Origin of the sequence: Hahella sp. NBU794 (assembly GCF_050749805.1) — a bacterium.
Taxonomy (GTDB): Bacteria; Pseudomonadota; Gammaproteobacteria; order Pseudomonadales; family Oleiphilaceae; genus Hahella.
In genome coordinates, this window is record NZ_CP192738.1 from 418003 (window position 1) to 443156 (window position 25154).

Consider the following 25154-nt stretch of genomic DNA (forward strand, 5'->3'; position numbering starts at 1 on the left):
ACCCACAGAGAGGTAATACAATGAAAGCTTGGCAAAAGCTTGTCGGCTCAGTCGCAGCCTCATTGCTAGTGTCGGCCGGAGCGGTTTCGAGCGCGCATGCCGATATAGAAGAAGGGAAACTGGTTGTCTGGATAAATGGCGACAAAGGTTACAACGGACTACAGCAAGTCGGCGACTGGTTTGCGAAAGACACCGGCATCGAGGTGAGCGTCGCCCACCCTGATAATGTCACCGATAAATTTCAACAGGCCGCCGCTACCGGCAACGGGCCTGATATTTTCATTTGGGCTCACGACCGTTTTGGCGAGTGGGCGAAGTCCGGTTTGATCTCTCCGCTGAATCCTTCCAAGAAAATCAAAGACGAAACCGTCGATTTCACTTGGGACGCGGTGAGCTGGAACGGCAAAGTCTATGGTTATCCTATCGCACTGGAAGCGGTTGGTCTGATCTACAACAAAGATCTGGTCCCCACGCCCCCCGCTACATTTGAAGACGTCATGGCGCTGGACAAGAAACTGGCGGCGGACGGCAAGCGCGCCATTCTGTGGGATTACAACAACACCTACTTCTCCTGGCCTCTGTTCGCCTCCAATGGCGGCTACCCCTTTAAAAAGAACGGCGCAGGCTATGACGTCAAGGACACCGGCGTGAACAACGCAGGCTCCAAGTCCGCGGCGAATCTGATCAAGCAGTTGATCGATCAGGGCATGATGCCGAAAGGCGCTGACTACGGCGTCATGGAGTCCAAGTTCAACAAGGGCGAAGTGGCCATGATGATCAATGGTCCCTGGGCTTGGGGCAACCTGAAGAAGAGCGGCATCAACTTTGGCGTGGCCATGATTCCTTCCGTCAACGGCGAGCCCGGCAAACCCTTCACTGGCGTCCTGGCGGCGGCGGTCAACTCCGCCAGCCCGAACAAAGAGCTGGCGATCGAGTTTATCGAGAACTACATGCTGAACCTGAAAGGTCTGAAGATGGTGAACGACGACGTGCCTCTGGGTGCGGTGGCCAACAAGGCCTTCATGAAGGAGTTGTCCGCAGATCCTAATATCGCCGCCACCTTCAAGAACGCGGAAATGGGCGAGCCCATGCCAAACGTTCCTGAAATGGGCGCTTTCTGGTCCTCCATGGGGCCTGCGCTGCAAAACATCACGTCTGGCAGACAGAGCGTGGATGAGGCGTTGGACATGGCGGCGAAGCGCATCATTCGCTGATGCGGCCGCTCGGGCTCATGGACGGGCCCACGCCTGATCGGCCTCGCCGACAGGATAGCGACCTTTTTCCGGCGACGCCGGAACAGTACGACCATTATTGATCAGACGTAGCAATAGGGGCTATATACATGCTAACTCACGCCCTTTCGTCACCTGTTGTAGATAACAAGCGACCCATGACAAAAGCAGTTTTCAAGTGGGCGGCGGTCGGAGCCGTACTGTTATTGGCTCTATATTTGACTGTCGCACTTTACGCCCAGAACCAGATCGCCTTCGCGCTGCTGTTTCTGGTGGTAATCGGTTCGGCCGCTTATATCTTCAGCAGTCCGAAAGCATATGCACACCGCTATATTTATCCCTCCATCGCCGGCATGGTGGTGTTTATTATTTTCCCCCTGTTGTACACCGTCGGCATAGGTTTCACTAACTACAGCGCCAGTAACCTGCTGTCTCAGGAACGGGTGCTCGAGCAACTGCTCAGCCAGCGTTTTCAGACTGGCGAAGAAAGATACGATTTCAAGCTCTATCCAACGGACGACAAATTTGTCATGCGCCTGGAGAGCCCTGCGGGACAAAGCTGGGCGTCCGCGCCATTCAGCTTCAGTGAACTGCAGAATAGCGCGTTGGCGGTGGCCCCGGTTGAACTGGCGGCCCCGGATACTCAACCGCTGGGGATCAAAGACGTCATCAAGCTGAAAGAAGACCTGAAAAGTCTGTCCGTCAATCTGGAAGGCGGCGCTTCGTTAAGCCTCGCCGGATTGCGCAACTTCGCGCCCATGCAGTCGTTGTACGGCCTGCGTGACGACGGCAGCCTGGTGAATCAGCAGACTGGCGTGGTGTATGCGCCGAATCAGGATATTGGTTTCTACGAAGGCCCGCAGGGCGAAACCCTGTCTCCGGGCTGGACCGTCACCATTGGCTGGGACAACTATGTGCAGGTAGTTACCGACTCCAGCATCCGTGGGCCTTTCATTGAGATCTTCGTGTGGACGTTGGCGTTCGCCACCATGACGGTGCTGTTTACTCTGGCGGTAGGTCTGGTGCTGGCGAATATCCTGCAATGGGATCAGCTCAAGGGCAAAGGCTTCTATCGCATGATGCTGATCCTGCCTTATGCCGTGCCCGCCTTTATTTCCATTCTGGTGTTCAAAGGGTTGTTCAACCAGAACTTTGGTGAAATCAACCTGGTGCTGGAGAACCTGTTCGGCGTGCGTCCGGACTGGTTCAGCGACCCCGCGCTGGCGCGCACCATGATTCTGATCGTCAACACCTGGCTGGGTTACCCTTACATGATGCTGCTGTGCATGGGGTTGCTGCAGGCGATTCCCCGTGATCTGTATGAGGCCTCCGCCATGGACGGAGCGACTCCGCTGGATAACCTGTTCCGCATCACCTTGCCGCAGATCATCAAGCCGTTGATGCCTTTGTTGATCGCCAGCTTTGCATTCAACTTCAACAACTTCGTGTTGATCGCTCTGTTGACTGGCGGCGCGCCGGATATTATCGGCGCCACGACACCGGCGGGCACCACGGATCTATTGGTCAGTTACACCTACCGCATCGCTTTCCAGGATTCCGGGCAGAATTTCGGTCTGGCGGCGGCTATCGCTACGGCGATCTTCATCCTGGTGGGTTCGCTGTCGCTGATCAACCTCAAGTTGTCCAAGATAAAGGTATAGGAGCGTTATTATGGCGATGGTGCAGCCGCGTTCAGTGCGCTATCGGGTCTGGGCGACCCACTTTGGACTGCTGTGTTTTATCGGGATCATCCTGTTCCCGCTGCTGATGGTGGTGTCGATCTCCTTCCGCACCGGCAACTTCGCAACCGGCAGCCTGCTGCCGGAGCATCCCTCTCTGGAGCATTGGTCGCTGGCTCTGGGCATTCCCTATACCCAGGCGGACGGCACGGTGCTGCAGCCGCCTTTCCCGGTGTTGTTGTGGCTGTGGAACTCCATCAAGATCGCGGTGATCTCCTCCGCGCTGATCCTGTTGCTGTCCACTACCAGCGCTTATGCGTTCGCCCGTCTGCGCTTCAAGTTCAAGGGTGTGATTCTGAAGTCCATGCTGATCTTTCAGATGTTCCCGCCGGTGTTGTCGCTGGTCGCGCTGTACGCCTTGTTCGATCAGATCGGCAACCACGTGAGCTGGCTCGGCATCGACACCCACGGCGCGGTGATTCTCGCCTCGCTGGGCGGTATGGCGTTGCATATCTGGACGATCAAAGGGTATTTCGAATCCATCGACCGCTCGCTGGAGGAGGCCGCCATTGTGGACGGCGCCACCACCTGGCAGGCGTTCCGCTACATTCTGCTGCCGCTGTCGGTGCCGATTCTTGCGGTGGTGTTCATCCTCGCTTTCGTGATGAACATCATGGAGTACCCGATCGCCTCCATCCTGCTGTTGGATGTGAACAACCTGACCCTGGCGGTGGGCGCTCAGCAGTATCTCTATGAGCAGAACTATTTGTGGGGAGATTTCGCGGCGGCGGCGGTGCTGTCCGGGCTTCCCATCACGCTGATTTTTCTTTATTGCCAGAAATGGATTGTGGGTGGACTCACTGCAGGTGGGGTGAAAGGGTAATCGCGCAATCATCCTCTCGTCTTCCAAATTATTCCTTGCGCGTACCCGGCCGGATGGCCGGGTCTTTTTTTGTGCGCCAGTCGAGTTTTTCGAACTGGGTCTGAGTATTCCTCTCCCGCTGTGATAAATTGAATCTCCTGATAAGGAGATTCCCTAATGTTCCCGCGAATTTCGTTAATTATCGCAGCTTTATCCCTGACCGCCGGACTGGGCGGCTGTTCCGCGTTTTCCAAACTACCGGACTATATGGCGAAAGAAGACGGTCGGCCCCACGGTTATTCCGAAATTGCGTTGCCGGAAGGGGGTTATCAGGTCAGTTACGAAACCTACAAGAAATATGAATTGGTCGAAGTGGAAGAGCTGGCTATTCGGCGCGCCGCAGAGTTATCGGTAGAGCAGGGCGCCAAGGGGTTTGATGTCGAGAATACCCTGTGCTTCAAGGAATACCAGTTCGATAACGTGCCGGAGCAAAGCGCGTCCGGGCGTACTGTCACGCTGGCTTCGGCGGCGGGTCCTGTCTCGGTGCCGGTGGATGAACCCAACTTCCCCGGTTATACCCGCACCTTCGAGGTCAGGAAGTGCTTACTTAAAATCAAGTTGTTGCAGGATCTGGACGCCCCTGGCGAAGGGGGCGGCGCAAGTTGACGCTGTCGCATTCGTCACGGGTGAATAAAGGGTTGGCGGTGGTGATATGTCATCAATTGGAAATGGGAATGTTCCATAGTTAAATCATTTGACGTTTTGCCACTTTTGTTCCAGATTTGTATGCATTGTGCGCAGGCGCGAGAGCGGGCCTGCAACCGAATTAGCCAGCGGTTGGCTAGTCACTGACGATAATTGGAGCGTTTGGTTTTCGTCAGTGTGATTGCTACAGGCGCTCGTGACAAATAATGAGATGGTGAGATGAATATTTATGTTGGAAACCTGTCCTATCAGGTAACAGAAGACGATTTGCGGGAAGCGTTTGCGGCCTATGGCGATATCAGCAACGTCAATATCATCCGCGACAGAGATACCGGCCAGTCCAAAGGATTCGGCTTCGTAGAAATGTCCGATAACGGGCAGGCGGAAGAGGCGATTCAGAAGCTTAATGAAAGCAATCTGAAAGGCCGTAACATGAAAGTTAACGAGGCTCGTCCCCGGGAAGAAAAGCCAAAGCGTAATTTCAGACCTCGCCACTAATTTGTCATTGTAAGGAAAATAACCGTTCACCGGCTTAGCCGGGCGGCGATTTTTGTTCCTTACTGAGCGATGCTTTGTAGCAGCCGCTTCCGTTCGTCCTGAACGGAAATTGTGCCGCTAAGCGCGCCTTTGCTTTTCCAAACCCGGCCTTGCGCCGGGTTTTGGCGGTTTTCTTTGTATCGGTGAAAACGTCGGATCGTGGCTAATGTTTATTCTGCGTCAGCGGAGAAAAACAGCGTCGACGGATGAGACGGCTTAAATCCGAACCTCTGGAAGCGTAAAGCGGGTGAGCGCCAGGATCAGCGTGTCTGCGTACAGGCTTTCGCGGCTGAGCAACTCTCGGGTCAGCAGTCCGATTGCGCCTGTCTGTTGCTTGCTGTTCTGCGTTCCAAATAACCGGTCGTTGGCTTCTCCCAGCTCCATTCCCTGATCCATCATTTCGACGACGGCATGCGGTAGCGGCAGTGCTGCTGAACGCGCGTAACTGATATCGTCCCCGTGTCCCACCGCCACCCAGGCGACCGCGAACAGTTGGGAGCGAATCCGGTCGACGCCGCCTTCAAAGCTCACCCAGTAGTCGGCTGAAGGATGCGCTTCCCGCGCCGCCTGCACCCGGTTCAGGGCGCCTTGCAGGGTTTCGTCGTCGGTGAGGGGCTGAGAAGCGACGCCGGATTCGGTTCCGGCGCCGACGCAGTGAATCTGCGAATCGGGAAAACAACGACCGAAGCCGTTGCGCGCCGCATTGACTTTAACTGGATTGACGGAGGCTACGATGACTTCCATAGACATCTCACTGTTGCAACAAAATCGCAATTAAAACTTGTTGGTTTGCGGCGAATCAAGCCATATATTCTGTTTAGTGACATTCTTGCCAGGGAGAGCAATACCAGCCTGGGATACCACAGTAAGCATCGCGAAGGAGAGATTATGCAGCAGTCCCATATCAAGAACAGGTTGTCCGAGCAACTGACCGAACTCATCACCCGTCTGGAAGAGATCACCCGCGATCTCACCTCGGAGCACTCTGCGGACTCAGCGGAGCAGGCGCAGGAGCGGGAGAACGACGACGTGCTGAACGCGCTCAAAGTTGAGACGGAAATTGAGATCAATCAGGTGAAAAAGGCCCTGCAACGGTTACAGCAGGGTGAGTATGGCGTCTGTGCCGCATGTGGGGAAGATATTCCCGAGTCCCGCCTGCAGGTGTTGCCTTTCGCAGAGCTGTGCGTCAGTTGCGCCAGCAAGTCTGAATAACCACCTCTCCGGCATTACTTCCTATGACTCCAGGCTGAACTGCTCCAAAGCGCGGTTCAGTTCTTCAGGAGGCAGTTTCATCATTTCGGATATTTGCTGGATCAGCTGTCGATTCCCTGGATTAACCCGCAGACCCTGATGGAAGATGTCATTGGTGGTGAAGATGGCGTTGTCGATGATCGACATGATGGAGTGTTCCTGCTCTTCCGATAACCCCAGGGTATTCAGGGCGAACACCATTTGTTCGGCGGCGTTTTCCGTGGCGCTGATAATTTGGTCCGCCACGTCGGCATAGCGCTTGTCGATCTCGTCCAGCACCGTCTCTGCTTTGGACGTCAGTTGTTTGAGAATCTCCACCTGAAGTTCCGTGGTGCGGCGGTCGTCCAGCGCTTTCACCCGGCTGTCCATGCCCTGCACCAGATAGAACAGGTTGTCGCGCAGACGTCCGCAGCGTTTATCGTCACCCAGCGGCATGTTTTTCACCAGTAGCGACACCTGGTCGAAGTTGATGAACAGGCGGCGTCCGGCGGCATGCAGGCGCCCCGCGTCCTGGAAATGTCGCAGCAGACGGCTTTCCAGATCCCGGGAGAGGCCGTTGGGCTCCATGTTTTTTTCTTCGAAGCGCCCGCGAATCTGCAGACTGCAGCGCACATCGTAATTATTCAGCGCCTGAAACAGGCGTTGTCCCAGCTCGTCGAAGTTATTGCAGTCGGCGGAATCCAGCAGGAAGTTGATATTGACGCCCATATCGCCGCTGTCAGTCATGGCGGACATGGCGACGTCGTGGGTGAACTGCAGTTGCGACTTGAGCTGTCGGTTGGCGATGAGGTTGATGATGGCCTTGTTGATGCGGGCGATAAACTCTTCCGACGGCGTATTGGTGGGGATGACGTCATCCGCGCCGGAGTTGAACAGCGCAATGGTGTCTTCGACGCTATTGTCGGAGGTCAGGCATATCAGAGGGGTGTCGCCGATCTGGGTGTCCTGGCGCAACATGCCGAGAGTCATTTGCGCTTCTTTCAGCGGTTGCTCCACACAGAGAATGATCGCATGCCATTGGCCATCGTTGATCTTTTCAATGGCGTCGTGCAGTTCGCTTTGTTGCAGTTCCAGTAGGCTCAGGCTGGCTGTCTGCAGGGGCTCGGGCAGCGATCCTATGACTAGACCTGCGTATTTCAGACCCATATGAAACTCCTTGCCGATGATCCGTATTCCGCTTTTTCGCATGGTTATTCCAGAAGCATAGCGCATTTTTCCGGGTTGGCTGCGATGCGTCAGCGCTGATCCCGGGAACCCCGGTTTATTTTGATCAGGGTCTATTTTTTAAACGGCGGCGGCAGGTTGTTCTATAGTTATTAAATCCATTTCTAACAGCTTTCCTGGAATCCTATGCTTTCAATGACACAGAACCTCATGGCGAAAGACCCAATTGTGTTGGCTGCCCTGGGAACAGGACTGGCGACGCTTTGCGCCGGCTGGTTGACGTCGGGATTGCTCTCCGCTGGACTGTTCACCGCCTCCAGCCTGTCATTTTTCGCTTCCTGCCTGATTTCCGACGGCAAGCAGAATGAAAGCAAAGGAGAAGAGGAGCGACAGCGACAGAGCAGCGAGCGTGATTTCCAGAGCGCGGTTAAGGAAATCGACAATTACGCCAATGGGCAGTTGGCTTCCATCAGCTCGGATAATCGCGATCTGGCGGACACGATCAGTAACAACATTGAGTTATTGGGGCAGGCGTTCGTTTCTTTGAGTGAGTTGGCCAATCATCAGAATGAGCTGGCCAAAGAAATCTTCGAACGGATGAAGGGCAAAAAGAGCGACCCCAAGAAAGGCGGTAAAACCGGCGGAAAGAATGAAATCGGCGATGACAATATCAGCATCGAGTTTTTCGCCAAGTCACTGGATCAGGTTATCGGGACCTACGTTGACCTCTTGGTCAGCGTCAGTGAGAAAAGCGTCAATGCCGTGCATCGTATTGAGGATATGGTGACTCACATCGACCAGATGTTCTCACTGCTGGGCAATATTCAGGAAATCGCCGACCAGACCGACCTGCTGGCGCTCAACGCGGCCATTGAAGCAGCGCGGGCGGGCGAGGCCGGACGTGGCTTCGCGGTGGTGGCGGACGAAGTACGGCGCCTGTCGCGCACCTCCAGCGACCTTAACACTCAGATAAAGGGCAAGGCCAACGAAACCAAAGACGCGATTAGTAAAGTGCGGGCGATTGTCGGAGATGTGGCCTCGCTGGATATGAAAGACGCGCTCAATGCGCGCAGCTACATCGACCAGATGCTGCATACCATGCGGGAAGTCAATGATGAAGTGAACGACGCCGTGGGCCGCATGACCCAGCTTACCAAGGAAATCAAACAGTCTGTGGACTCCAGTGTGCGCGGTCTGCAGTTTGGCGATATCGCCATGCAGACCTGCGGCCGCATGTTGAGACGGTTGGAAACGCTGAACAACGCGATGCTTTTGCAGTCGGAAGTCTGCGGCAAAAGCGCTCAACATGCGGATATCGGCAAGATCAGACAACGTTTGGACTCCCTGCACAATGACACCAGCAAGCATGGCTCCGCCAAGGCGGCGGAATCCGGCGCCGATATAGAGCTGTTTTAATTTAGAGATCCGGTTTGGGGCCCGAGTCGACGGGTCCAAAACGCTGGCGAGCGCGTAGAAGGAATTATCAGCACGCAAACAGTGAGAGTCTGGTTGCGTGTAAGCGACAGGACCTGGGCAGATCGGGTTCTGTCACCCGCGGCTTGTCGCCGCGCAGGCGCATTTATGCGTCTGGTGATTAACATGACGACGATGTCGCCTGGTTAATCCGTCAGATCAATCTCAGGGAACAGGGCGTTATGACTATAGAAACCAAAGTCACCTCGGACGGCGCTGCCGTCACTATCTACATTCGCGGACGTTTCGATTTCAGCGTGGTGAACCAGTTCCGGGAAGCCTACGAGGCTCACAAGCAAAAGAAGCATTTCTACATCGATATGCGCCAGACTGAGCACATGGACAGCTCGGCGCTAGGCATGCTGTTGAATATGCGCAGCTATCTGGGCTCCGATGCGGTCAAGATTGAAATCGTCAATTGCTCCCCCGGCATTCGCAAAATTCTAGAGATAGCGAAATTTGACAAGAAGTTCGCCATTAGCTGAACTCGCGCGGCTTTGTGAGGGGGATCGGTATGAATATTCTGGTGGTGGACGACGATATGTACAGTCGTCAGCTCATGGGGTTCGTATTGGAGGAAGGCGGCCACAAATGTGAGTTCGCGGAGTCCGGCGAGCAGGCGCTGGAGATCTGGCGCAAGCAAGGCGCGGATGTGGTGCTCATGGACGTGCTGATGCCGGGGATGAATGGCTACGAAGCGGCGCGCATCATCAAGGAGGAGGCGGGACAGGATCATATCCCTATCGTATTTCTGACTGCGCTGGATGATGACCGTGCTTTGGTGGAGTGCCTTTCCATCGGCGACGACTTTCTTGGCAAACCGGTTAACTTCGTCACCCTGCAGGCGAAAATCCGCGCCCACTCGCGCACCCTGGCGCTGAACCGGCAGGTGGTGGAGCAAAACCGCGAATTGGCCTATTTCCACACCAAGGTGCAGGCTGAGCATGAGATGACCCAGCACATCATGACCGCGGCGCTCAAGCTCAGCGCCAAGGATGTGTATGGCGTTCGCTACCACTGCACCGCGCGCTCCACGTTTAATGGCGATCTGGTCTTGCTGAAAGAGAAGCGAGACGGCGGCGCTTATGTGCTAGTCGGGGATTTCACCGGGCATGGATTAGCCGCCTCGGTGGGCTCTATTCCTGTGGCGCAGGCGTTCAGCACCATGTGCGAGCGTAATCTTTCGGTGAGCGAGATTTCTCTGGAACTGAACAAAATCCTCAAGCGATTTCTTCCTCCCACCATGTTCTTCGCCGCCTGTATGCTGGAGATTAACCCCACTCGCAGCAAAATTGAGGTATGGGCCGGCGGGCTTCCTGACGCCTTTATCGTGAGCGGCGACAACAAGATTCGACGCACTATTCATTCCGCCCATATGCCTCTGGGAGTGATGGATATGGACGAGTTTGAATCCTGGACGGAAGTGATCTCCGTTACTCCACAGGATCGTCTCTATATCTACACCGACGGCATCACTGAATGTCCCAATATCGCTAACGAAATGTTTGGCGAGGAACGTCTGCGCGAAGTGTTGGAATCCGGTAAGGACAATCTGTTCGACGCCTTGATCGGGGCGGTGCATGAGTTCAACGACGATCCGGATTTACAGGACGACTTGTCCTTGGTGGAGCTGAAATGCGCGCCGCCGCCTGAGTCGGTATGCGAAGCCTCGCCGGATCAGGAGACAAAGGACGATGAGACCTCTCCCAAGTCCAATCTGCCGGAGTTTCATTTGGAGCTGCATTGGGGGCCGGATCAACTGCGCGATTCCGATCCGCTGATGATTTTGCGTCAGTGGCTGGGCAGTCACGCGGTGGTGCGTAATAACAAGGAAGTCGTGTTCATGGTGTTGGCGGAGCTGTTCAACAATGCGTTGGAACATGGCGTATTGGGATTATCGTCATCGCTGAAAGACGAAGAAGAAGGCTTCGACCGCTACTACCAGGAACGCGGCGCCCGTCTGCAAAAACTGGAGGACGGTTACGTCAGCCTGCAGGCGCATTTATCCAACACCCGTCCGGCGCGCATGATGGTGATGGTCAGCGACAGTGGGCCCGGTTTCTCCATTAAAGTTGAAGATCTGGACTGCAATGACGAATCCTTCGGCCGTGGTTTGCCGCTCATCAAAGCCTTGTGCTCAGAGTTTGAACTGGACGGAGAAAACTCCACCGTCAAAGCGTTGATCGAGTTGGATTGAGCGCGCCGGGGCGACGGGAATGTCGCCTCAACGGTTAGCGGTGCGCAACGCCGAGCCCACTTCCAGTTGCTCCAGCCAGTCCAGGAAGCGTCCCACGTCGTCGTCTTTGAAAATGCGTCCATGTTGCGGCGCCATGTACTTGATATCCAGCCGCCGCACCCGGGCGACCCAATCATTCTTGGCGGTATTGGACGGCATCCAGCGCTTGTGGAACAGCTCCATATAGCGGGTGTGCTCCTTGAAATTCTCCACAAACAGCGGTGGTTGTCCCGGCTCCAGGGAGGCGCCGATATCGCCGCTCATCAGAATCTTGAGCTCAGGATCGTAGACGTTGAAGTTGCCGGAAGAGTGCATGTAGTGAGCGGGAATCAGCTGCAGATTGACGCCGTCCAGCTCCAGCACGCCGCCTTCATCCGGCAGGGCGACGTATTCGATATGGCTCATGCCGAAATGGCGGATAAATCCTTCCCACAGCCAGGGCGCATGCAGTCGCGCCTTGGGCAGCGCCTGATCCCAGAGTCCCAGCGAAGAAATGATATCGGGGTCCTGATGGGAAGCGAACAAATCGGTGATCTCATGGATCGGCGCCCAGTCCAGCGCGCACGCCAGCATGGCGGAAAACAGCTCGATGCCGCCGGGCTCCAATATCAGCAAGCGGCGGTCGGTGCGCACCATGTATTGATTGGTGTCGATGATTTTTTGAGGTTTGCCTGTGTCTCGGCCGCAAATAATCCATTTATGGCGTTTGCCCTGCCATAGCGCTTCAGAATGCATGGACGCTGCTCTCCACCTGTCTGCTACAGGAAACGCCAGACCGCGCGCGTTTCCGCATTGTTGTCGTTCAATGCCTGCTGTGTTCCGAGGCGGTTGGCGTCAGGTCAGCAGGCCCATCAGACGCAGACCGATTGCAATACGTTCGCTGATGCGTTCGGCTGCGTTTTCTATATTCTCGGCAATAGTGAACAGGGATTCCTGAAAGGGTCCCGCCCGGGACGCCTCGATACGACAGTTGGCGACGATGGACTTGAGGGCGCGGGTGCAATCCCTGATCTCAGTCAACAGTTTGCGCACGCTGCGATAATAACCGTTGGTTTCTTCTTCCAGTTGCGCCTGGTCTCTCAGATTGCGCTGAAGAATCTCCCGCAATTCCTCCGACTTCGCCTCATTGGCGCGCATGGATCTGTTCAGCGCTGACGCAAATTTCTGCTGGTTCATCAGTTTGACGGCGCTGCGTGACAGCTCCCTGGAGGCGGCGCCGATATCCGCGGCGCACACCATGCTGCGGGAGGCGATTTCCTCGATGAATTGAGTGATGCCGCTGAAGCCTTGCCCCCATTCGCCGGCGCGGGCGGTAATGGCCTGGGCGTTCTTGGAGGAAATGGCGATGAGTTTGGCGTAGTGAATGGTGCTTTTCAGTTCGCTGGCCAGGGTCGCCGAGGCGACGAAACGGGGAATGGAACGGCCTTCGTACTGACGCACAAGATCGTCAATGTCTTCCTGCTTCAGCACATTGAGTTCAGCCATTGTCGCGGATCGTCCGTTCCTGATCTTTTCTTCAATTAAAGCGGAAGTTTTCGCTTTTACAACTCGCAGAGCCTCATGGCGAAGGCTTTCGCGTCCCTTTCGCGAAACCGGTGCGTCTCGCGTTCTTTGCTCCTGTGATTTTTAAATATGCTGCTATGCTTTTATTTCAGGTTCCGGTTAAGTTTTGAGCCGTTATTCTGTTTGAGCCGTATAAGACAGTAATCTGGGTTAGTTCGGGAAACCTGACCGGTTTATTGCGCACAATCAAAAAAAGTGTTGGGGACTATATGGCAAAGATACTCGCAGTGGATGACTCCGCCTCCATGCGCCAGATGGTGACGTTCACACTCAAGGGAGCCGGATACCAGGTGGACGAAGCCGCCAATGGTCAGGAAGCGCTGAGCAAAGCGAAGTCCGGCAAATACGATCTGGTGATCACCGACGTCAACATGCCCGTCATGGACGGCATCTCCCTGATCAAAAACCTTCGCGCGGAAGGGGCTTACAAATTTACCCCGTTGCTCATGCTGACCACCGAGTCCGGCGCAGACAAAAAAGCGGAAGGCAAAGCGGCGGGCGCGACCGGGTGGATCGTCAAACCATTCAACCCGGATCAACTGGTCGCCACGGTAAAAAAAGTCTTGGGATAACCGGCCTGACGCCGGCTTAGGAGAGTCGCATGAGCATGGATCTCTCTCGCTTTCATGATGTCTTTTTTGAAGAAAGCTTTGAAGCCGTCAACACCATAGAGGCGAGCCTCTTGGAAGTGGATCTTGACGCGCCAGACCCTGAATCGATCAATAACATTTTTCGCGCCGCCCACTCCATCAAAGGGGGGAGCGCCACCTTCGGTTTTTCTCAGGTGGCGGCTTATACCCACGTGATGGAAAACCTGCTCGACGAAGTTCGCGCCGGCAAACGCCGTTTGACCCAACCCATTGTGGACGTGTTGCTGGAGTCCGTGGACGCGCTGCGCTTGTTACTGTCCTCCGCCAAAGCCGGCGAGGATATTCCCGAAGAAGAGTTCGCCCAACATAAATCCAAGCTGGAGGCCATTTCCAAGGATCAATCGTCATTAACGACCGCCACTGCGTCCTCAACCAGCGACTCAAGCGCCCCCGTGGCGGAATCAGCTGGCGGAGACGATGGCGTCGCCGGCTGGCGCGTGGTGTTCACCCCGCACAAGGAAATGATGCAACGGGGCAACGATCCTTTGCGTCTGGCGAAAGAAATTGCGTCCCTGGCGGAAGGCGACGCAGAGATCGAATGCGACATCAGCACGCTGCCGGACTGGGAACACTTTGAACCGCTGAACAGTTATCTGGGCTGGACTGTGAGGCTGCGTCAACCGGTGGAGAAAGCCGCTATCGACGATGCTTTCGCCTGGGTCGAGGACGAGTGCGACATGGCCATCGTCCCCATACCTAAAGCCCAATCGGCGCCGCCGCAACCCCAGCATGAAAAGCCCTCTGAGCCTGCCGCCTCAGCGGCGGAATCAGTGCAAACAGCGGAGAAAAGCGCTGCGCCCGCCGCCAAACAAGCCAAGGCTGCGGTGGTGACGGAAAGCCAGTCTATCCGCGTCGACCTGGACAAGGTGGATGCGCTGATCAATATGGTGGGCGAGCTGGTCATCACTCAGTCCATGTTAAATATGCTGAGCGAGGATGAAGCCTTGCAGGGCATGGAGAAACTGCTGCAGGGACTGACCCAGTTGAAGCGTCAGACCCGGGCGCTACAGGAAGGCGTCATGCAGATCCGCATGCTGCCGATCTCCTTCTGCTTTAATCGCTTTCCGCGCATGGTGCGGGATTTGAGCCGGCAGCTGGGTAAAGATATTGAACTGATGCTCAGCGGAGAGAATACCGAGGTCGATAAAACGGTCATTGAAAAGATTACCGATCCTCTGGTGCATCTGGTGCGCAACAGCGTCGACCATGGCATTGAAAACCCGGCGGACCGCGTCGCCAAGGGCAAGCCCGAACATGGCTCCGTGTACCTGCGCGCCTATCATCAGGTTGGCAATATCGTCATTGAGGTCGAGGACGACGGCAAGGGGCTGGACCCGCAAGTGCTGCTGTCCAAAGCCAAACGTAAAGGGCTCATCCCCGGCGACGCCATCCTTAATGAGGCGCAGATTTTTGAACTGATTTTCCTGCCTGGCTTTTCCACCAAGGAAGAAGCCAGTGATTTGTCCGGCCGTGGCGTCGGCATGGACGTGGTGAAGCGCAACGTGCAAAGCCTCGGCGGCAGTATTCAGGTGGAGTCTGAGCTGAATCGACGCACCCGTTTCACCATTCGATTGCCTTTGACTCTCGCCATCATGGATGGCCAGCTCATTTCGCTGGGCGAAGAGCTTTATGTGATTCCCCTGGTCACCATCATTGAGTCCCTGCAACCGGACCCCTCCATGATCAACCGGGTGGCGGGCACCCATGAGACCATCAAACTGCGTGGCGCTTATCTGCCGGTGCTACGGCTATCGGAGGCGCTGGATGCGGCGCAGAGCGAAAGCGAAAAACCTAAGCCGCTTACAGATGGCATTATTGTGATCGTCGAGCATGAAAGCCGACGCTTTGGTTTGTTTGTGGATGAGCTGCTCAGTCAGCAGCAAATCGTCATCAAATCCCTCGAAGAGAATTACCGTCTGATTCCTGGCGTATCGGCGGCCACCATTCTCGGAGACGGCAGAGTCGCGCTGATTCTGGATGTCGGCGGCCTGTCGCAACTGCAAAAAGATTCGGAAATCAGCTATGCAGATGCAGGTTAAACAATCCCTTGAAGAAGAACAGGATGCGGAGCAGCAGGCGGAACAGGAAGATGAATATCTGACGTTCAGTCTGGCGGACGAAGAGTACGCCGCGCCCATCATGCTGGTGAAGGAAATTCGCGCCTGGGAGCCGGTGACGCGGGTGCCCTACGCGGAGCCTTGGGAATGCGGTCTGATCAATGTGCGCGGCTCCATCGTGCCGATCATCGATCTGCGCAAACGCATCGGACTGACCAAACTGGAGTACAACAAACACACTGTCGTGGTGATGTTCGCTTTTGACGCCGGAGGACGGGAACGGGTGCGCGGCGCGGTCATTGACGCGCTCAATGACGTAGTCCGCTTTCCCTCCCGCAAAATCCAACCCTCGCCGGAATTACGCAAACGCAAAGCGACGCAGTTCGCCCAGGGCGTTGTCGAGTATGACGGGCGCATGATCGTGATGTTGGATTTGATGCGGGCGTTGGGAATGGACGTCGAAAAAAGCGCGTAAACGCAGGGCGGCAACAAGAATAACTTTGGGATAGCGGGGAAGGACATGACGTTAAAGCGTACTTTATGGCTTGCTGGGGCGGCCGTCGTCATTATTTTTGCTGTAATCGTAACAGTGTTGGTGGTGCAGAACCGCTCCACGGTGTCCAACCAGGATCAAATGGAGCGCTTGACCGAGGTGGTCCGGGTGATGGGCAACCTGGACATGCGCAGGGAGGGCGTGCGCGGCGCCACCTATAATTACGCCTATGGGATGGAAACCTCCAGTCAGGCTTTGCAGGAAGGAGCGCGTAAGGATTACGCGGGCTTCGAAACGGCGATACGTCGGAATGTGGAGACCCTGCTGAACACCCATGTTTCCGAAAAAGTGTCCAACGCAATGAAGGATGCCGTTCCAAGAGTTGAAGCCTTTCTCACCGCCGCTAATCAAGTAATGCAGAGTCAAACTGTCGCTGCGTTGCACTCTAATACACCCGTATTCGCCCGCGAGTTTGATGAGTTGGAAACCCGCACTATGGCGATGAAAGAGCTGCTGAAGTCGGAGCGCGACCGCATTCTGCAGGGTAATCGCCAGGAAATCAGCACATCTTTCGCCGCAGTGTTGGGCATCGTCATAGTGGGTCTGGTCATTATCGGCGTCGGACTTTGGCGTTTCGGCCATAATCTGCTGGCGACTCTGGGTGAGGAGCCGGCGGTGCTGGAGAGCGCCGCCGTCACCATCAGCGCTGGGGATATGGACGCGCAGATGACAGCGGCGGGCGGGGTCTACGGCAAATTGCGGGAGATGCGCGATGAGTTGAAAGAGCGTATTGAGCGGGACCGCCAGCAGCTGATCATCACCACTCGCCTTAAACAAGCCATAGAAACCACCTCCACCGCGTTGATGGTGGCGGATGAGGCGTTCAATATCGTCTACGCCAATCCCGCCGTGAAAAGGGTGTTGAAGGATGCGGAGGCGCAAATTAAAAAGAAGCTGCCTAACTTTAACGCGGACAAATTGGAAGGCGTCTGTATAGATACGTTTCATCGTGATCCATCCCACCAACACCGTTTGCTTAGAGGGCTGCGTCAGCCTTATGACGCCAGCCTGCAGTTGGGCGATGCCTATTTTGATCTGACCGCAGGCGCTATCCGCAGCGAATCCGATCAGATATTGGGCTTTGTGGTGGAATGGCGCGACATGACCACCCAGGTGAATACCGAAAGGGAAGTGCAGCGCATTGTGGAGTCCGCACGCAGGGGCGACCTGGATGTGAAGGTCGATTTGACGGGCAAGAAAGGCTTTTTCTTGTCCCTCGGTGAAGGTCTGAATGCGCTGATTGATGTGATGGACGACGTGCTTGGCGATGTCGGCAAGGTCATGGACGCGCTGGCGGAAGGCGAACTGCAAGGGCGCATGCGGGACGATCACGAAGGCCGCTTCGCTGCGCTGGCGGAAGCGGTGAACGGCAGCATGGTGCGGCTGGCCAATATCGTCACCCAGCTGGTCCAGAGCAGTGATTCCGTAAGGGCGTCCAATCAGGAAATTTCCACTGGTAACAGCCAATTGTCGGAAAGAACGGAAAAACAGAGTTCCAGCCTTGAGGAGACCGCCTCCAGCATCGAAGAGCTGTCCAGCAACGTCAGCAACACCGCGGATAACGCGCGGCAGGCGGATCAACTGTCGAGCCTCACCCGCAATACGGCGGCGGAAGGCGGCGAAGTCACTCAGCGGGCGGTGAAGTCGATGCGGGAAATCAACGAAGCCAGTCGCAAGATCGCCGAGATTATCGGCGTCATCGACGACATCGCCTTCCAGACCAACCTGCTCGCCCTCAACGCCTCGGTGGAAGCGGCGCGCGCTGGCGAACAGGGACGCGGGTTCGCAGTGGTGGCGACGGAAGTGCGCAATCTGGCGCAACGCAGCGCCACCTCGGCGAAAGAAATCAAAGATCTGATCGAAGACAGTGTGAAGAAAGTACAGGCCGGCTCCAATCTGGTGGATGAATCGGGGCAAAAGCTGGAAGAAATCATCGGCAACGTGAAAAAAGTCGCGGACTTGATTTCCGATATTGCTGCGGCGACGGAAGAGCAAAGTTCCGGCCTGGACCAAGTGAATCAGGCGGTAATGGAGCTGGATGACATCACCCAGCAAAACGCCGCGTTGGCGGAAGAAACCGCGTCTTCGGCGGAATCCTCTCTGGAAAGCGTAGAACAGATGGCGCAATTAATGTCCTTCTTCAAGGTGCGTGGGAGCGGGGGAAGCCCTCCTGCGAGGTCGCCGAAACCTAAACTGGCGCCCGTGCCTGAACCGGTCGCCCGACAGTCGAAGAAACCCGCCGGCAAGCCAAAAACAGAAGGCGGAGAAGATGACTGGGAGGTGTTTTGAAGGACCTGTTTCTTTCGTAGGACCCGGCGACGAGCCGGACAACGCCAATAAACGATAACTCCTTGATGACAGACGCTATTCGGAGGACCGAAACATGTCTCTAAAGCGTACGCTGTGGTTGGCTTTAATTCTCCTTACTCTGGTATTTGCTGTAATTGTCATTGTTCTGGTGGGACAGCGGTCCGCCAACGACGCCAATCAAAGTCAAATGGAGGCTGTGGTCACCGCCGTGCGCGCAGCGGGGGATCTGGATATGCGTCATGACGGCATTCGAGGGGTTGTATATCAGTACGCCTATGGGATGGCGGAAGGTCGCGCTAGCGATATGCAGTTGGCTCGTAATGACTTTGCCGAGCATGAGTCGGCCATGCGTAGTGACATTGAGGTGATTCTGAAATCAAGTATTTCAACGGCGGTGGGGGAGGCGCTGGAAAACGTCAAACCGGATGTTGAGCATTATTTCTCTACGGCAAAAGAGGTTCTGGGCAGCCCAACACTCACCAGTGTTGAAACTAACGCGTTGAAATTTCAAGAATCGTTTGAGGTGTTGGAGGAAAAGCTGGGTGCGCTGAGCGAGCTGATTGAAGGCCGCACGACCAGCATTGGCGAGATGAATCATGCGGAATTGAATCGCACCTTTACCATTGTCCTGACGGTGGTGCTGGCGGGTCTGTTTGGCGGGGCGTTTGGCATCTGGCGCTTTCGTAAATGGCTGTTTAACGTGCTTGGCGGAGAGCCTCTTGAGCTGCAAAACATTGCTGGCGCAGTCTCCGAAGGGCGCCTGGATGAGGCCATGGAAGAGCGACCAGGGGTGTACGGAAGTTTGTTTTCCATGCGCAATATGTTGCGGGAGCAAAGAGAGCGGGACCATATCCAGATGGTGCGCATGTCGCGTCTGCGCCAGGCCATAGAAACCGCCAGCGTAGGACTGATGGTGGCCGATGAAGAGTTCAAAATCACTTACATGAACCCGGCTGTGACGCAGGCATTGAAGAATGCGGAGCCGGAGATTCGTAAACGCTTGCCCCAGTTTGATGCGGACAAATTGATTGGTGAATGCATTGATGTGTTTCATAAGGATCCCAGCCATCAGCGTCGTTTGCTGACGCAGCTCCAAAAGCCTCATGACGCCAGACTGCAACTGGGCGACGCTTTCTTTGATCTGACGGCGGGGACGATTCGCGACAAACAAGGCGCCATTCTGGGCTTCGTCGTGCAGTGGAGTGACATCAGTGCGCAGATCGCCATCGAGCGTGAGGTGCAGGAGATGGTCGAGAAGGCCAAGCTTGGCGATCTGAAGAAGCGTATTAGCATGGAAGGCAAAGAAGGCTTTGTGCGCTCGCTGGCGGAAGGATTGAATGAACTGATCGGCGTGATCGATTTGGTGCTGGAGGATGTCAGGAGCCTGATGCAGAGCCTGGCGGAAGGCGAGCTGCAAGGGCGCATGCGTGATGATTATCAGGGCGGCTATGACGATCTGGCGCAGGCGGCCAACACCAGTATGGAGCGTCTGGACAGCATTATGCGTCAGCTCATAGACAGCAGCGACAGTGTGCGTTCGTCTAATCAGGAAATCTCCAGCGGCAATAATCAACTCTCCGAGCGCACTGAAAAGCAAAGTTCCAGTCTGGAGGAAACCGCTTCCAGTATCGAAGAACTATCCAGCAATGTGCGCAATACGGCGGACAACGCCCGTCAGGCGGATCAGTTGTCCAATCTGGCCAGAGACGCCGCGACTACCGGAGGCGAGGTCACCAAGCGCACCGTCGCGTCTATGGGCGAGATCAATGAGGCCAGCCGCAAGATCGCTGAAATCATCAGCGTCATTGACGACATCGCCTTTCAGACCAATCTACTGGCGCTAAACGCCTCAGTCGAAGCGGCCCGCGCCGGTGAACAAGGTCGAGGGTTCGCTGTGGTGGCGACGGAGGTGCGTAATCTGGCGCAACGCAGCGCTACTTCCGCGCGGGAGATTAAAGACCTCATCGAAGACAGCGTGAAGAAGGTGCAGGCCGGCTCGAAGCTGGTGGATGAATCCGGCAAGAACCTGGATGAAATTATTCTGCATGTGAAAAAGGTCAGCGATTTAATTTCCGATATCGCAGCGGCGACGGAGGAGCAAAGTTCAGGGCTGTCGCAGGTCAACAAAGCGGTTATGGAGCTGGATGAAATCACCCAGCAAAACGCCGCGCTGGCGGAAGAAACTGCGTCGTCAGCGGAGTCTTCCCTGGATAGTGTGGAGCAGATGGTGCAGTTGATGTCGTTCTTTAAGGTTGATGGCGGAAAGGAAACTGTGGCGAGCGCGCCAGCGTCCGCCCCTCGACATAAATCCGCCTCCGAAACGAAGTCCAGGAAAACGTCCAAACCGTCCGCAAAACCTGCGCCCAAGTCAGGCTCAGGAGATGATGAGGATTGGGAAGTGTTCTGACCTTTGCCTGGAGCACACAATCTATGTGCAACATAACAAGTGGCTGGCGTAGATGATCAAATCGGAGGGGGTATGTTTAAAAAGCTAAAAATTTGGCAGCAGCTGGCGATATTCGCGTTTATTTTCACTCTCCCGATGGCGTTCTTATTGGGGAAAAGCATCGTTGACGCGCAGACGCTGCTGAATGAGGAAAAGATGGGAGAGCAGGGGCTGGAGATCATTCGTCTGATTATTCCTGTGCAAAAACTCACAGCCGAACATCGAGGGACCACCGCCTTGCTGATAAATGGCGACGCCAGTGTGGTTGGGGCCCTGCAGGCGAACGAGGGGAAGCTGGCCTCCGCTTGGAAGGAGCTTGTGGATGCGGCAGTCAAATATGACCAGACACTCGGCTCTGCGGAGTCGGCCCAGGCCCTTTCCAGTGATTGGTCCCGCTTAAAAGCTGGTTATGGTTCCTTGAGCGGTCCAGACAGCTTCGCGCGGCATACCGATATCATTGCAGGACTGAGTGAGTATTTTAAATTTGTGGCGGAAAATTCCGCGCTGGCGATCAGTCATGATGTGGATGTCCGGTTTCTGACCACAATTAACGCCACAAACCTCCCTATTATTGTGGAGAACATGGGAAAACTCCGCGGCGGTTTTTCTGGCCAGTTGGCGCGCTATGTCGAAAGGGGCGATACGGATCTTAATACGCTTTCTCAAGCAGTTGGGCTGGGTAATGCAGTGATGCAGCGCTTGAAGGATATAGAGCACAATGTCGGTCTGGTGGCGGAACGTTATGCTGAGTTGCCTCCATTGCTGGAAAAATCACTGATCGCTTCCCGTGGCTTAGTGACCAAAGCCAGGGAACTGACGGCGGCCATAGATCGTAATGAGACTATTCCGCAAGCCAGCGGCAAGCAGTTCTTTACAGATGCGACGGCGGCGCTGGCTCACTCTTTCGAGTTGTGGGACAGCTCTGTGAATGCGCTGGCGAAAGCGATTGAGGCGGATATTTCTGAGGCTACGTTAGCCCGTAACTTTGCAATCATCTTAAGCATTGCGATCCTCCTCGCCCTGCTGGCCTGCGGCTACTTTATTGTGCGTTCTATTACCGGCAGTCTGGGAGGGGAACCGGGGGAACTGGAGGCCATTGCGAAAAATATTGCGGCGGGAAGTTTGGAGCAAGATCTGGAGGAGCGTGCAGGCGTTTATGGCCAACTGCGGTTAATGCGAGATCAGTTGAAGGAGCAAATGGAAAGAGACCGCAAGCAGCTGATTGTCACCAGTCGTTTAAAACAGGCGGTGGACACGACTTCAACCGCTATTATGGTGGCCGATGAAAGCTTCTGCATTGTCTATATGAATCCGGCGGTAAGAAAAGTGTTGAAGAATGCGGAATCTGAAATCAAAAAACGTTTACCTCAATTCGACGCAGACAAACTGGATGGGCAATGTATTGATTTCTTCCATCAAAACCCAAGCCATCAGCGCAACTTACTAGCCGGACTACGCCACCCCCATGAAGCCAAGTTGCAACTGGGAGACGCGCACTTTGATCTGACCGCCGGGACCATTCGCGGCGAGAACGACGCGGTCATTGGCTTTGTCGTGGAGTGGCGCGACGTCACAAACCAGGTCGTTACCGAAAGGGAAGTTCAGCATATTGTGGAAAGCGCCAGAAGAGGCGATTTAAAGGTGCAGGTGGCCATGAAGGGCAAGTCCGGGTTCTTCCAGTCGCTGGCGCAAGGGCTGAATGAACTGGTAGAGGTAATGTCTTCCGTTTTGGAGGATATCAGCTCGGTGATGGGTTCCTTGTCGGAGGGCGATCTGCAGGGGCGCATGCGGGATGATTATGAGGGCCAGTACGCCAGTCTGTCGGAGGCGGTAAATAGCAGTATGGTGCGCCTGGACAATATTATTTCGCAATTGAATCAAAGCAGCGAAAGCGTGCGCGCTTCCAATCAAGAGATTTCCACCGGCAATAACCAACTGTCCGAGCGGACGGAAAAGCAAAGTTCCAGCCTTGAGGAAACCGCCTCCAGCATTGAAGAGTTGTCCAGCAACGTGCGCAACACGGCTGACAATGCCCGCCAGGCGGATCAGCTCGCCAACTTCGCGCGCAGCGCCGCCGCCAAAGGCGGAGAGGTCACGCAACGAACGGTTTCCTCCATGGGCGAAATCAACGAAGCCAGCCGCAAGATCGCCGAGATTATTGGCGTCATTGACGATATTGCCTTCCAGACCAATCTACTGGCGCTGAACGCCTCTGTGGAAGCGGCGCGGGCCGGCGATCAGGGGCGCGGTTTTGCAGTGGTGGCGACGGAAGTGCGCAATCTGGCGCAGCGCAGCGCCACTTCGGCGCGGGAAATCAAAGACCTTATCGAAGACAGCGTGAAGAAAGTTCAGACGGGCTCTCATCTGGTAGATGAATCCGGCAAGAATCTGGATGAAATCATCCTGCATGTGAAGAAAGTCAGCGATCTGATTTCCGACATCGCTTCCGCCACGGAAGAGCAGAGTTCCGGTATTGAGCAGGTCAATCGGGCGGTGATGGAACTGGACGAAATCACTCAGCAGAACGCCGCGTTGGCGGAGGAGACAGCATCCTCGGCGGAATCTTCGCTGGAAAGCGTTCAGCAGATGGTGCAACTGATGTCTTTCTTCAAAGTACAGGGCGCCGGCACTAGTGTGTCAGCGCAGTCCACGAAGCCAAAATCGACCAAAAAGTCGGCGCAGCAGGTCAAACCTGTTGCTAAAACAGCAGCGCGACCGCAAGCGGACAAAACGCAAACAGACGAAGACTGGGAAGTGTTCTGATGGATAAGCGACAGAATGCGCAGCAGAGCGCGGACAATAACCTGCAATTTCTGACCTTCTGGCTGGGTGACGAGTCCTATGGCCTCGACATCTTGCGCGTGAGGGAAATTCGGGGCTGGAACAGACCACGGGAAATTCCCAATGTGCCCAGGTACATCAAGGGCGTCATCGACTTTCGCGGCGGCATTGTGCCCATCGTTGACCTGCGGGTGCGCTTCGCGTTGCCCAAGGCGGATTACGACCGCGAAACCGTGGTGATCATTGTCTCCGTGGAGTTGGACAAGGCCGACGGGGCGGAACATCACACCATGGGCATGGTGGTGGATCGGGTGGCGGACGTCATGGATGTGGCGGAGAAGGATATCAAGGCGCGTCCGCAACTGGGCTCCAAGCTCGACACCCGCTACCTCACCGGCGTCGTCAATCGCAATGAAGGCATGGTGGTGCTGATCGATGTGGACAAACTGCTCGATCCGGAAACATTCACCCAGATGGAATCCTGGAGCAAGGAATGAGCGAACAACATCAAGGCAATGAGTCCGGCGCCATTAAGTTGCCCGGCACATTTTCCATCAGTTCGGTGGAAAAAATCTATGAGCAGGTGAATGGCGCCTCCGCCTCGCAACGCATCAAACTCGATGGCTCGGAGGTGGAGGTCATGGACGCGGCGGCGCTGCAACTGCTGCTGGCGGCGCAAAGGCGACAGGCCAGTCATGGCGGTGGCGTCGATTGGCTGGAAGCGTCGGACTACATGAAGCAGATCGTGCGCATGTTGTCCCTGCAGTCGCAACTCCCTGGTCTTGCAGACTGAAGGAAGGCGGCTTATGAACGATAAGCTGCATACCGGCGAACGGGCGCGGGAATTTAATTTCACTCAGGAGCATTTCGCCAAACTCAGCGCCCTGAGCTACGACCACACCGGGATCGTGGTGCAGGACAATAAGTATGAAATGTTCTACTCACGTCTGGCCAAGCGCGTGCGTGCGCTCAAACTGAGCAACTTCGATCAGTACGTGGCGTATCTGGAGCGGCACAAGGACGAAGAATTCACTCATTTCATCAATGCGCTGACCACCAATCTCACGTCCTTTTTCCGGGAAAATCATCACTTTGAGTTTTTGCGCGACAAGGTGGTTCCAGAACACGCCAAGGCCGGCGTCAAAGAATTCCGGGTATGGTCGGCGGGCTGCTCCACCGGCGAGGAAACCTACTCTATCGCCATGACCCTGGCGGAGGCCACGGAAGCCACCAAGATGAGCTGGCGGATCACTGCGTCCGACATCGACACCGAGGTGCTGGGCAAGGCGCAGCGCGGCGTTTATCCCCTGGAGCGCGTCGAGTCGATTCCCGCTGCGGTCAAGAAACGCTGGTTACTGCGCGGTAAGGGCGCCAACGCGGGCATGGCGCGGGTGTCTGCGGAGCTGCAGAAAAACATTGAGTTCATGCAGGTGAACCTGATCAAACCGTTCTCCTTTCAGCACAAATACCATGTGATTTTCTGCCGTAACGTGGTGATCTATTTTGATCGCGAAACCAAACAGAAACTCATCGCCCGCTATGCGGACAGCCTGGTGGACAAAGGCTACCTGATCATGGGTCATTCCGAATCCCTGCACGGCGTGTCCAGCCAGTTTGTCTCCCTGGGGCAAACCATTTATCAAAAGGTGACCTAG

Annotated in this window: 22 protein-coding genes; 18 read left to right on the top strand and 4 right to left on the bottom strand. The window is 55.5% G+C overall.

What is annotated here, in order from left to right:
* Positions 1-20 precede the first annotated feature (20 nt).
* From malE to ACQYWX_RS01885, 5 genes are all read left to right on the top strand, one after another.
* Positions 21-1214, top strand: a complete 1194-nt coding sequence (gene malE, locus ACQYWX_RS01865; RefSeq protein WP_216738967.1) for a maltose/maltodextrin ABC transporter substrate-binding protein MalE — start codon at positions 21-23, stop codon at positions 1212-1214.
* Positions 1215-1342: 128 nt separating this feature from the next.
* Positions 1343-2893 (top strand): maltose ABC transporter permease MalF, encoded by a 1551-nt coding sequence (gene malF, locus ACQYWX_RS01870; RefSeq protein WP_431687700.1) that lies wholly within the window; start codon positions 1343-1345, stop codon positions 2891-2893.
* A gap of 10 nt (positions 2894-2903) precedes the next feature.
* Positions 2904-3794 (top strand): maltose ABC transporter permease MalG, encoded by an 891-nt coding sequence (gene malG, locus ACQYWX_RS01875; RefSeq protein WP_216738969.1) that lies wholly within the window; start codon positions 2904-2906, stop codon positions 3792-3794.
* 156 nt (positions 3795-3950) lie between these two features.
* Positions 3951-4439 (top strand): CC0125/CC1285 family lipoprotein, encoded by a 489-nt coding sequence (locus tag ACQYWX_RS01880; protein WP_279500099.1) that lies wholly within the window; start codon positions 3951-3953, stop codon positions 4437-4439.
* Between the two features lie 258 nt (positions 4440-4697).
* A complete protein-coding gene (locus ACQYWX_RS01885) occupies positions 4698-4976 on the top strand; it encodes an RNA recognition motif domain-containing protein (RefSeq protein WP_011394431.1) in 279 nt (92 codons plus the stop codon).
* A gap of 255 nt (positions 4977-5231) precedes the next feature.
* Here ACQYWX_RS01885 and yjjX read toward each other — a convergent pair whose 3' ends face one another.
* Positions 5232-5759: an inosine/xanthosine triphosphatase gene (yjjX, locus tag ACQYWX_RS01890; RefSeq protein WP_431687701.1), complete on the bottom strand. Its 528-nt coding sequence runs from the start codon at positions 5757-5759 to the stop codon at positions 5232-5234.
* Positions 5760-5903: 144 nt separating this feature from the next.
* Here yjjX and ACQYWX_RS01895 point away from each other — a divergent pair, with 144 nt between their 5' ends.
* Positions 5904-6227, top strand: coding sequence for a TraR/DksA family transcriptional regulator (locus tag ACQYWX_RS01895; RefSeq protein WP_216738972.1), 324 nt, complete (start codon positions 5904-5906; stop codon positions 6225-6227).
* 21 nt (positions 6228-6248) lie between these two features.
* Here the strand turns inward: ACQYWX_RS01895 and ACQYWX_RS01900 are convergent, their stop codons facing one another.
* The gene (locus tag ACQYWX_RS01900) at positions 6249-7412 is read right to left on the bottom strand and encodes a response regulator (RefSeq protein WP_216738973.1); all 1164 of its coding nucleotides are present in this window, start codon (positions 7410-7412) and stop codon (positions 6249-6251) included.
* Between the two features lie 204 nt (positions 7413-7616).
* Between ACQYWX_RS01900 and ACQYWX_RS01905 the strand changes: the two genes are divergently transcribed.
* The 3 genes from ACQYWX_RS01905 (at position 7617) to ACQYWX_RS01915 (ending at position 11100) form a co-directional block, all read left to right on the top strand.
* Entirely contained in the window at positions 7617-8846 is a 1230-nt protein-coding gene (locus ACQYWX_RS01905; RefSeq protein WP_431687702.1) for a methyl-accepting chemotaxis protein, read from the top strand.
* Positions 8847-9085: 239 nt separating this feature from the next.
* A complete protein-coding gene (locus ACQYWX_RS01910) occupies positions 9086-9388 on the top strand; it encodes an STAS domain-containing protein (RefSeq protein ID WP_279500087.1) in 303 nt (100 codons plus the stop codon).
* Between the two features lie 29 nt (positions 9389-9417).
* A complete protein-coding gene (locus tag ACQYWX_RS01915; RefSeq protein WP_431687703.1) occupies positions 9418-11100 on the top strand; it encodes a SpoIIE family protein phosphatase in 1683 nt (560 codons plus the stop codon).
* Positions 11101-11127: 27 nt separating this feature from the next.
* On the opposite strand, the gene ACQYWX_RS01920 is transcribed toward ACQYWX_RS01915, so the two are convergent.
* Together ACQYWX_RS01920 and ACQYWX_RS01925 are read right to left on the bottom strand one after the other, a co-directional pair.
* Positions 11128-11874 (bottom strand): MBL fold metallo-hydrolase, encoded by a 747-nt coding sequence (locus tag ACQYWX_RS01920; RefSeq protein ID WP_431687704.1) that lies wholly within the window; start codon positions 11872-11874, stop codon positions 11128-11130.
* 99 nt (positions 11875-11973) lie between these two features.
* A complete protein-coding gene (locus ACQYWX_RS01925; protein ID WP_216738978.1) occupies positions 11974-12624 on the bottom strand; it encodes a hypothetical protein in 651 nt (216 codons plus the stop codon).
* A 287-nt stretch (positions 12625-12911) separates the two neighbouring features.
* Here ACQYWX_RS01925 and ACQYWX_RS01930 point away from each other — a divergent pair, with 287 nt between their 5' ends.
* The 9 genes from ACQYWX_RS01930 (at position 12912) to ACQYWX_RS01970 (ending at position 25154) form a co-directional block, all read left to right on the top strand.
* The gene (locus tag ACQYWX_RS01930) at positions 12912-13274 is read left to right on the top strand and encodes a response regulator (protein ID WP_011394441.1); all 363 of its coding nucleotides are present in this window, start codon (positions 12912-12914) and stop codon (positions 13272-13274) included.
* 29 nt (positions 13275-13303) lie between these two features.
* Entirely contained in the window at positions 13304-15391 is a 2088-nt protein-coding gene (locus ACQYWX_RS01935; protein ID WP_431687705.1) for a chemotaxis protein CheA, read from the top strand.
* A complete protein-coding gene (locus ACQYWX_RS01940) occupies positions 15375-15884 on the top strand; it encodes a chemotaxis protein CheW (RefSeq protein ID WP_431687706.1) in 510 nt (169 codons plus the stop codon). Before ACQYWX_RS01935 ends, ACQYWX_RS01940 begins: the two co-directional genes overlap by 17 nt.
* 45 nt (positions 15885-15929) lie before the next feature.
* Positions 15930-18251 carry a methyl-accepting chemotaxis protein gene (locus tag ACQYWX_RS01945; RefSeq protein WP_431687707.1) on the top strand — a complete coding sequence of 774 codons (2322 nt, stop codon included), beginning with the start codon at positions 15930-15932 and terminating at the stop codon, positions 18249-18251.
* A gap of 94 nt (positions 18252-18345) precedes the next feature.
* Positions 18346-20679 carry a methyl-accepting chemotaxis protein gene (locus tag ACQYWX_RS01950; protein ID WP_431687708.1) on the top strand — a complete coding sequence of 778 codons (2334 nt, stop codon included), beginning with the start codon at positions 18346-18348 and terminating at the stop codon, positions 20677-20679.
* 72 nt (positions 20680-20751) lie between these two features.
* Positions 20752-23481: a methyl-accepting chemotaxis protein gene (locus ACQYWX_RS01955; RefSeq protein ID WP_431687709.1), complete on the top strand. Its 2730-nt coding sequence runs from the start codon at positions 20752-20754 to the stop codon at positions 23479-23481.
* Positions 23481-23996: a chemotaxis protein CheW gene (locus tag ACQYWX_RS01960; protein WP_216738983.1), complete on the top strand. Its 516-nt coding sequence runs from the start codon at positions 23481-23483 to the stop codon at positions 23994-23996. The genes ACQYWX_RS01955 and ACQYWX_RS01960 overlap by 1 nt, the downstream gene beginning before the upstream one ends.
* Positions 23993-24292: an STAS domain-containing protein gene (locus ACQYWX_RS01965; protein ID WP_279500060.1), complete on the top strand. Its 300-nt coding sequence runs from the start codon at positions 23993-23995 to the stop codon at positions 24290-24292. The genes ACQYWX_RS01960 and ACQYWX_RS01965 overlap by 4 nt, the downstream gene beginning before the upstream one ends.
* 13 nt (positions 24293-24305) lie before the next feature.
* A complete protein-coding gene (locus ACQYWX_RS01970) occupies positions 24306-25154 on the top strand; it encodes a CheR family methyltransferase (RefSeq protein WP_279500058.1) in 849 nt (282 codons plus the stop codon).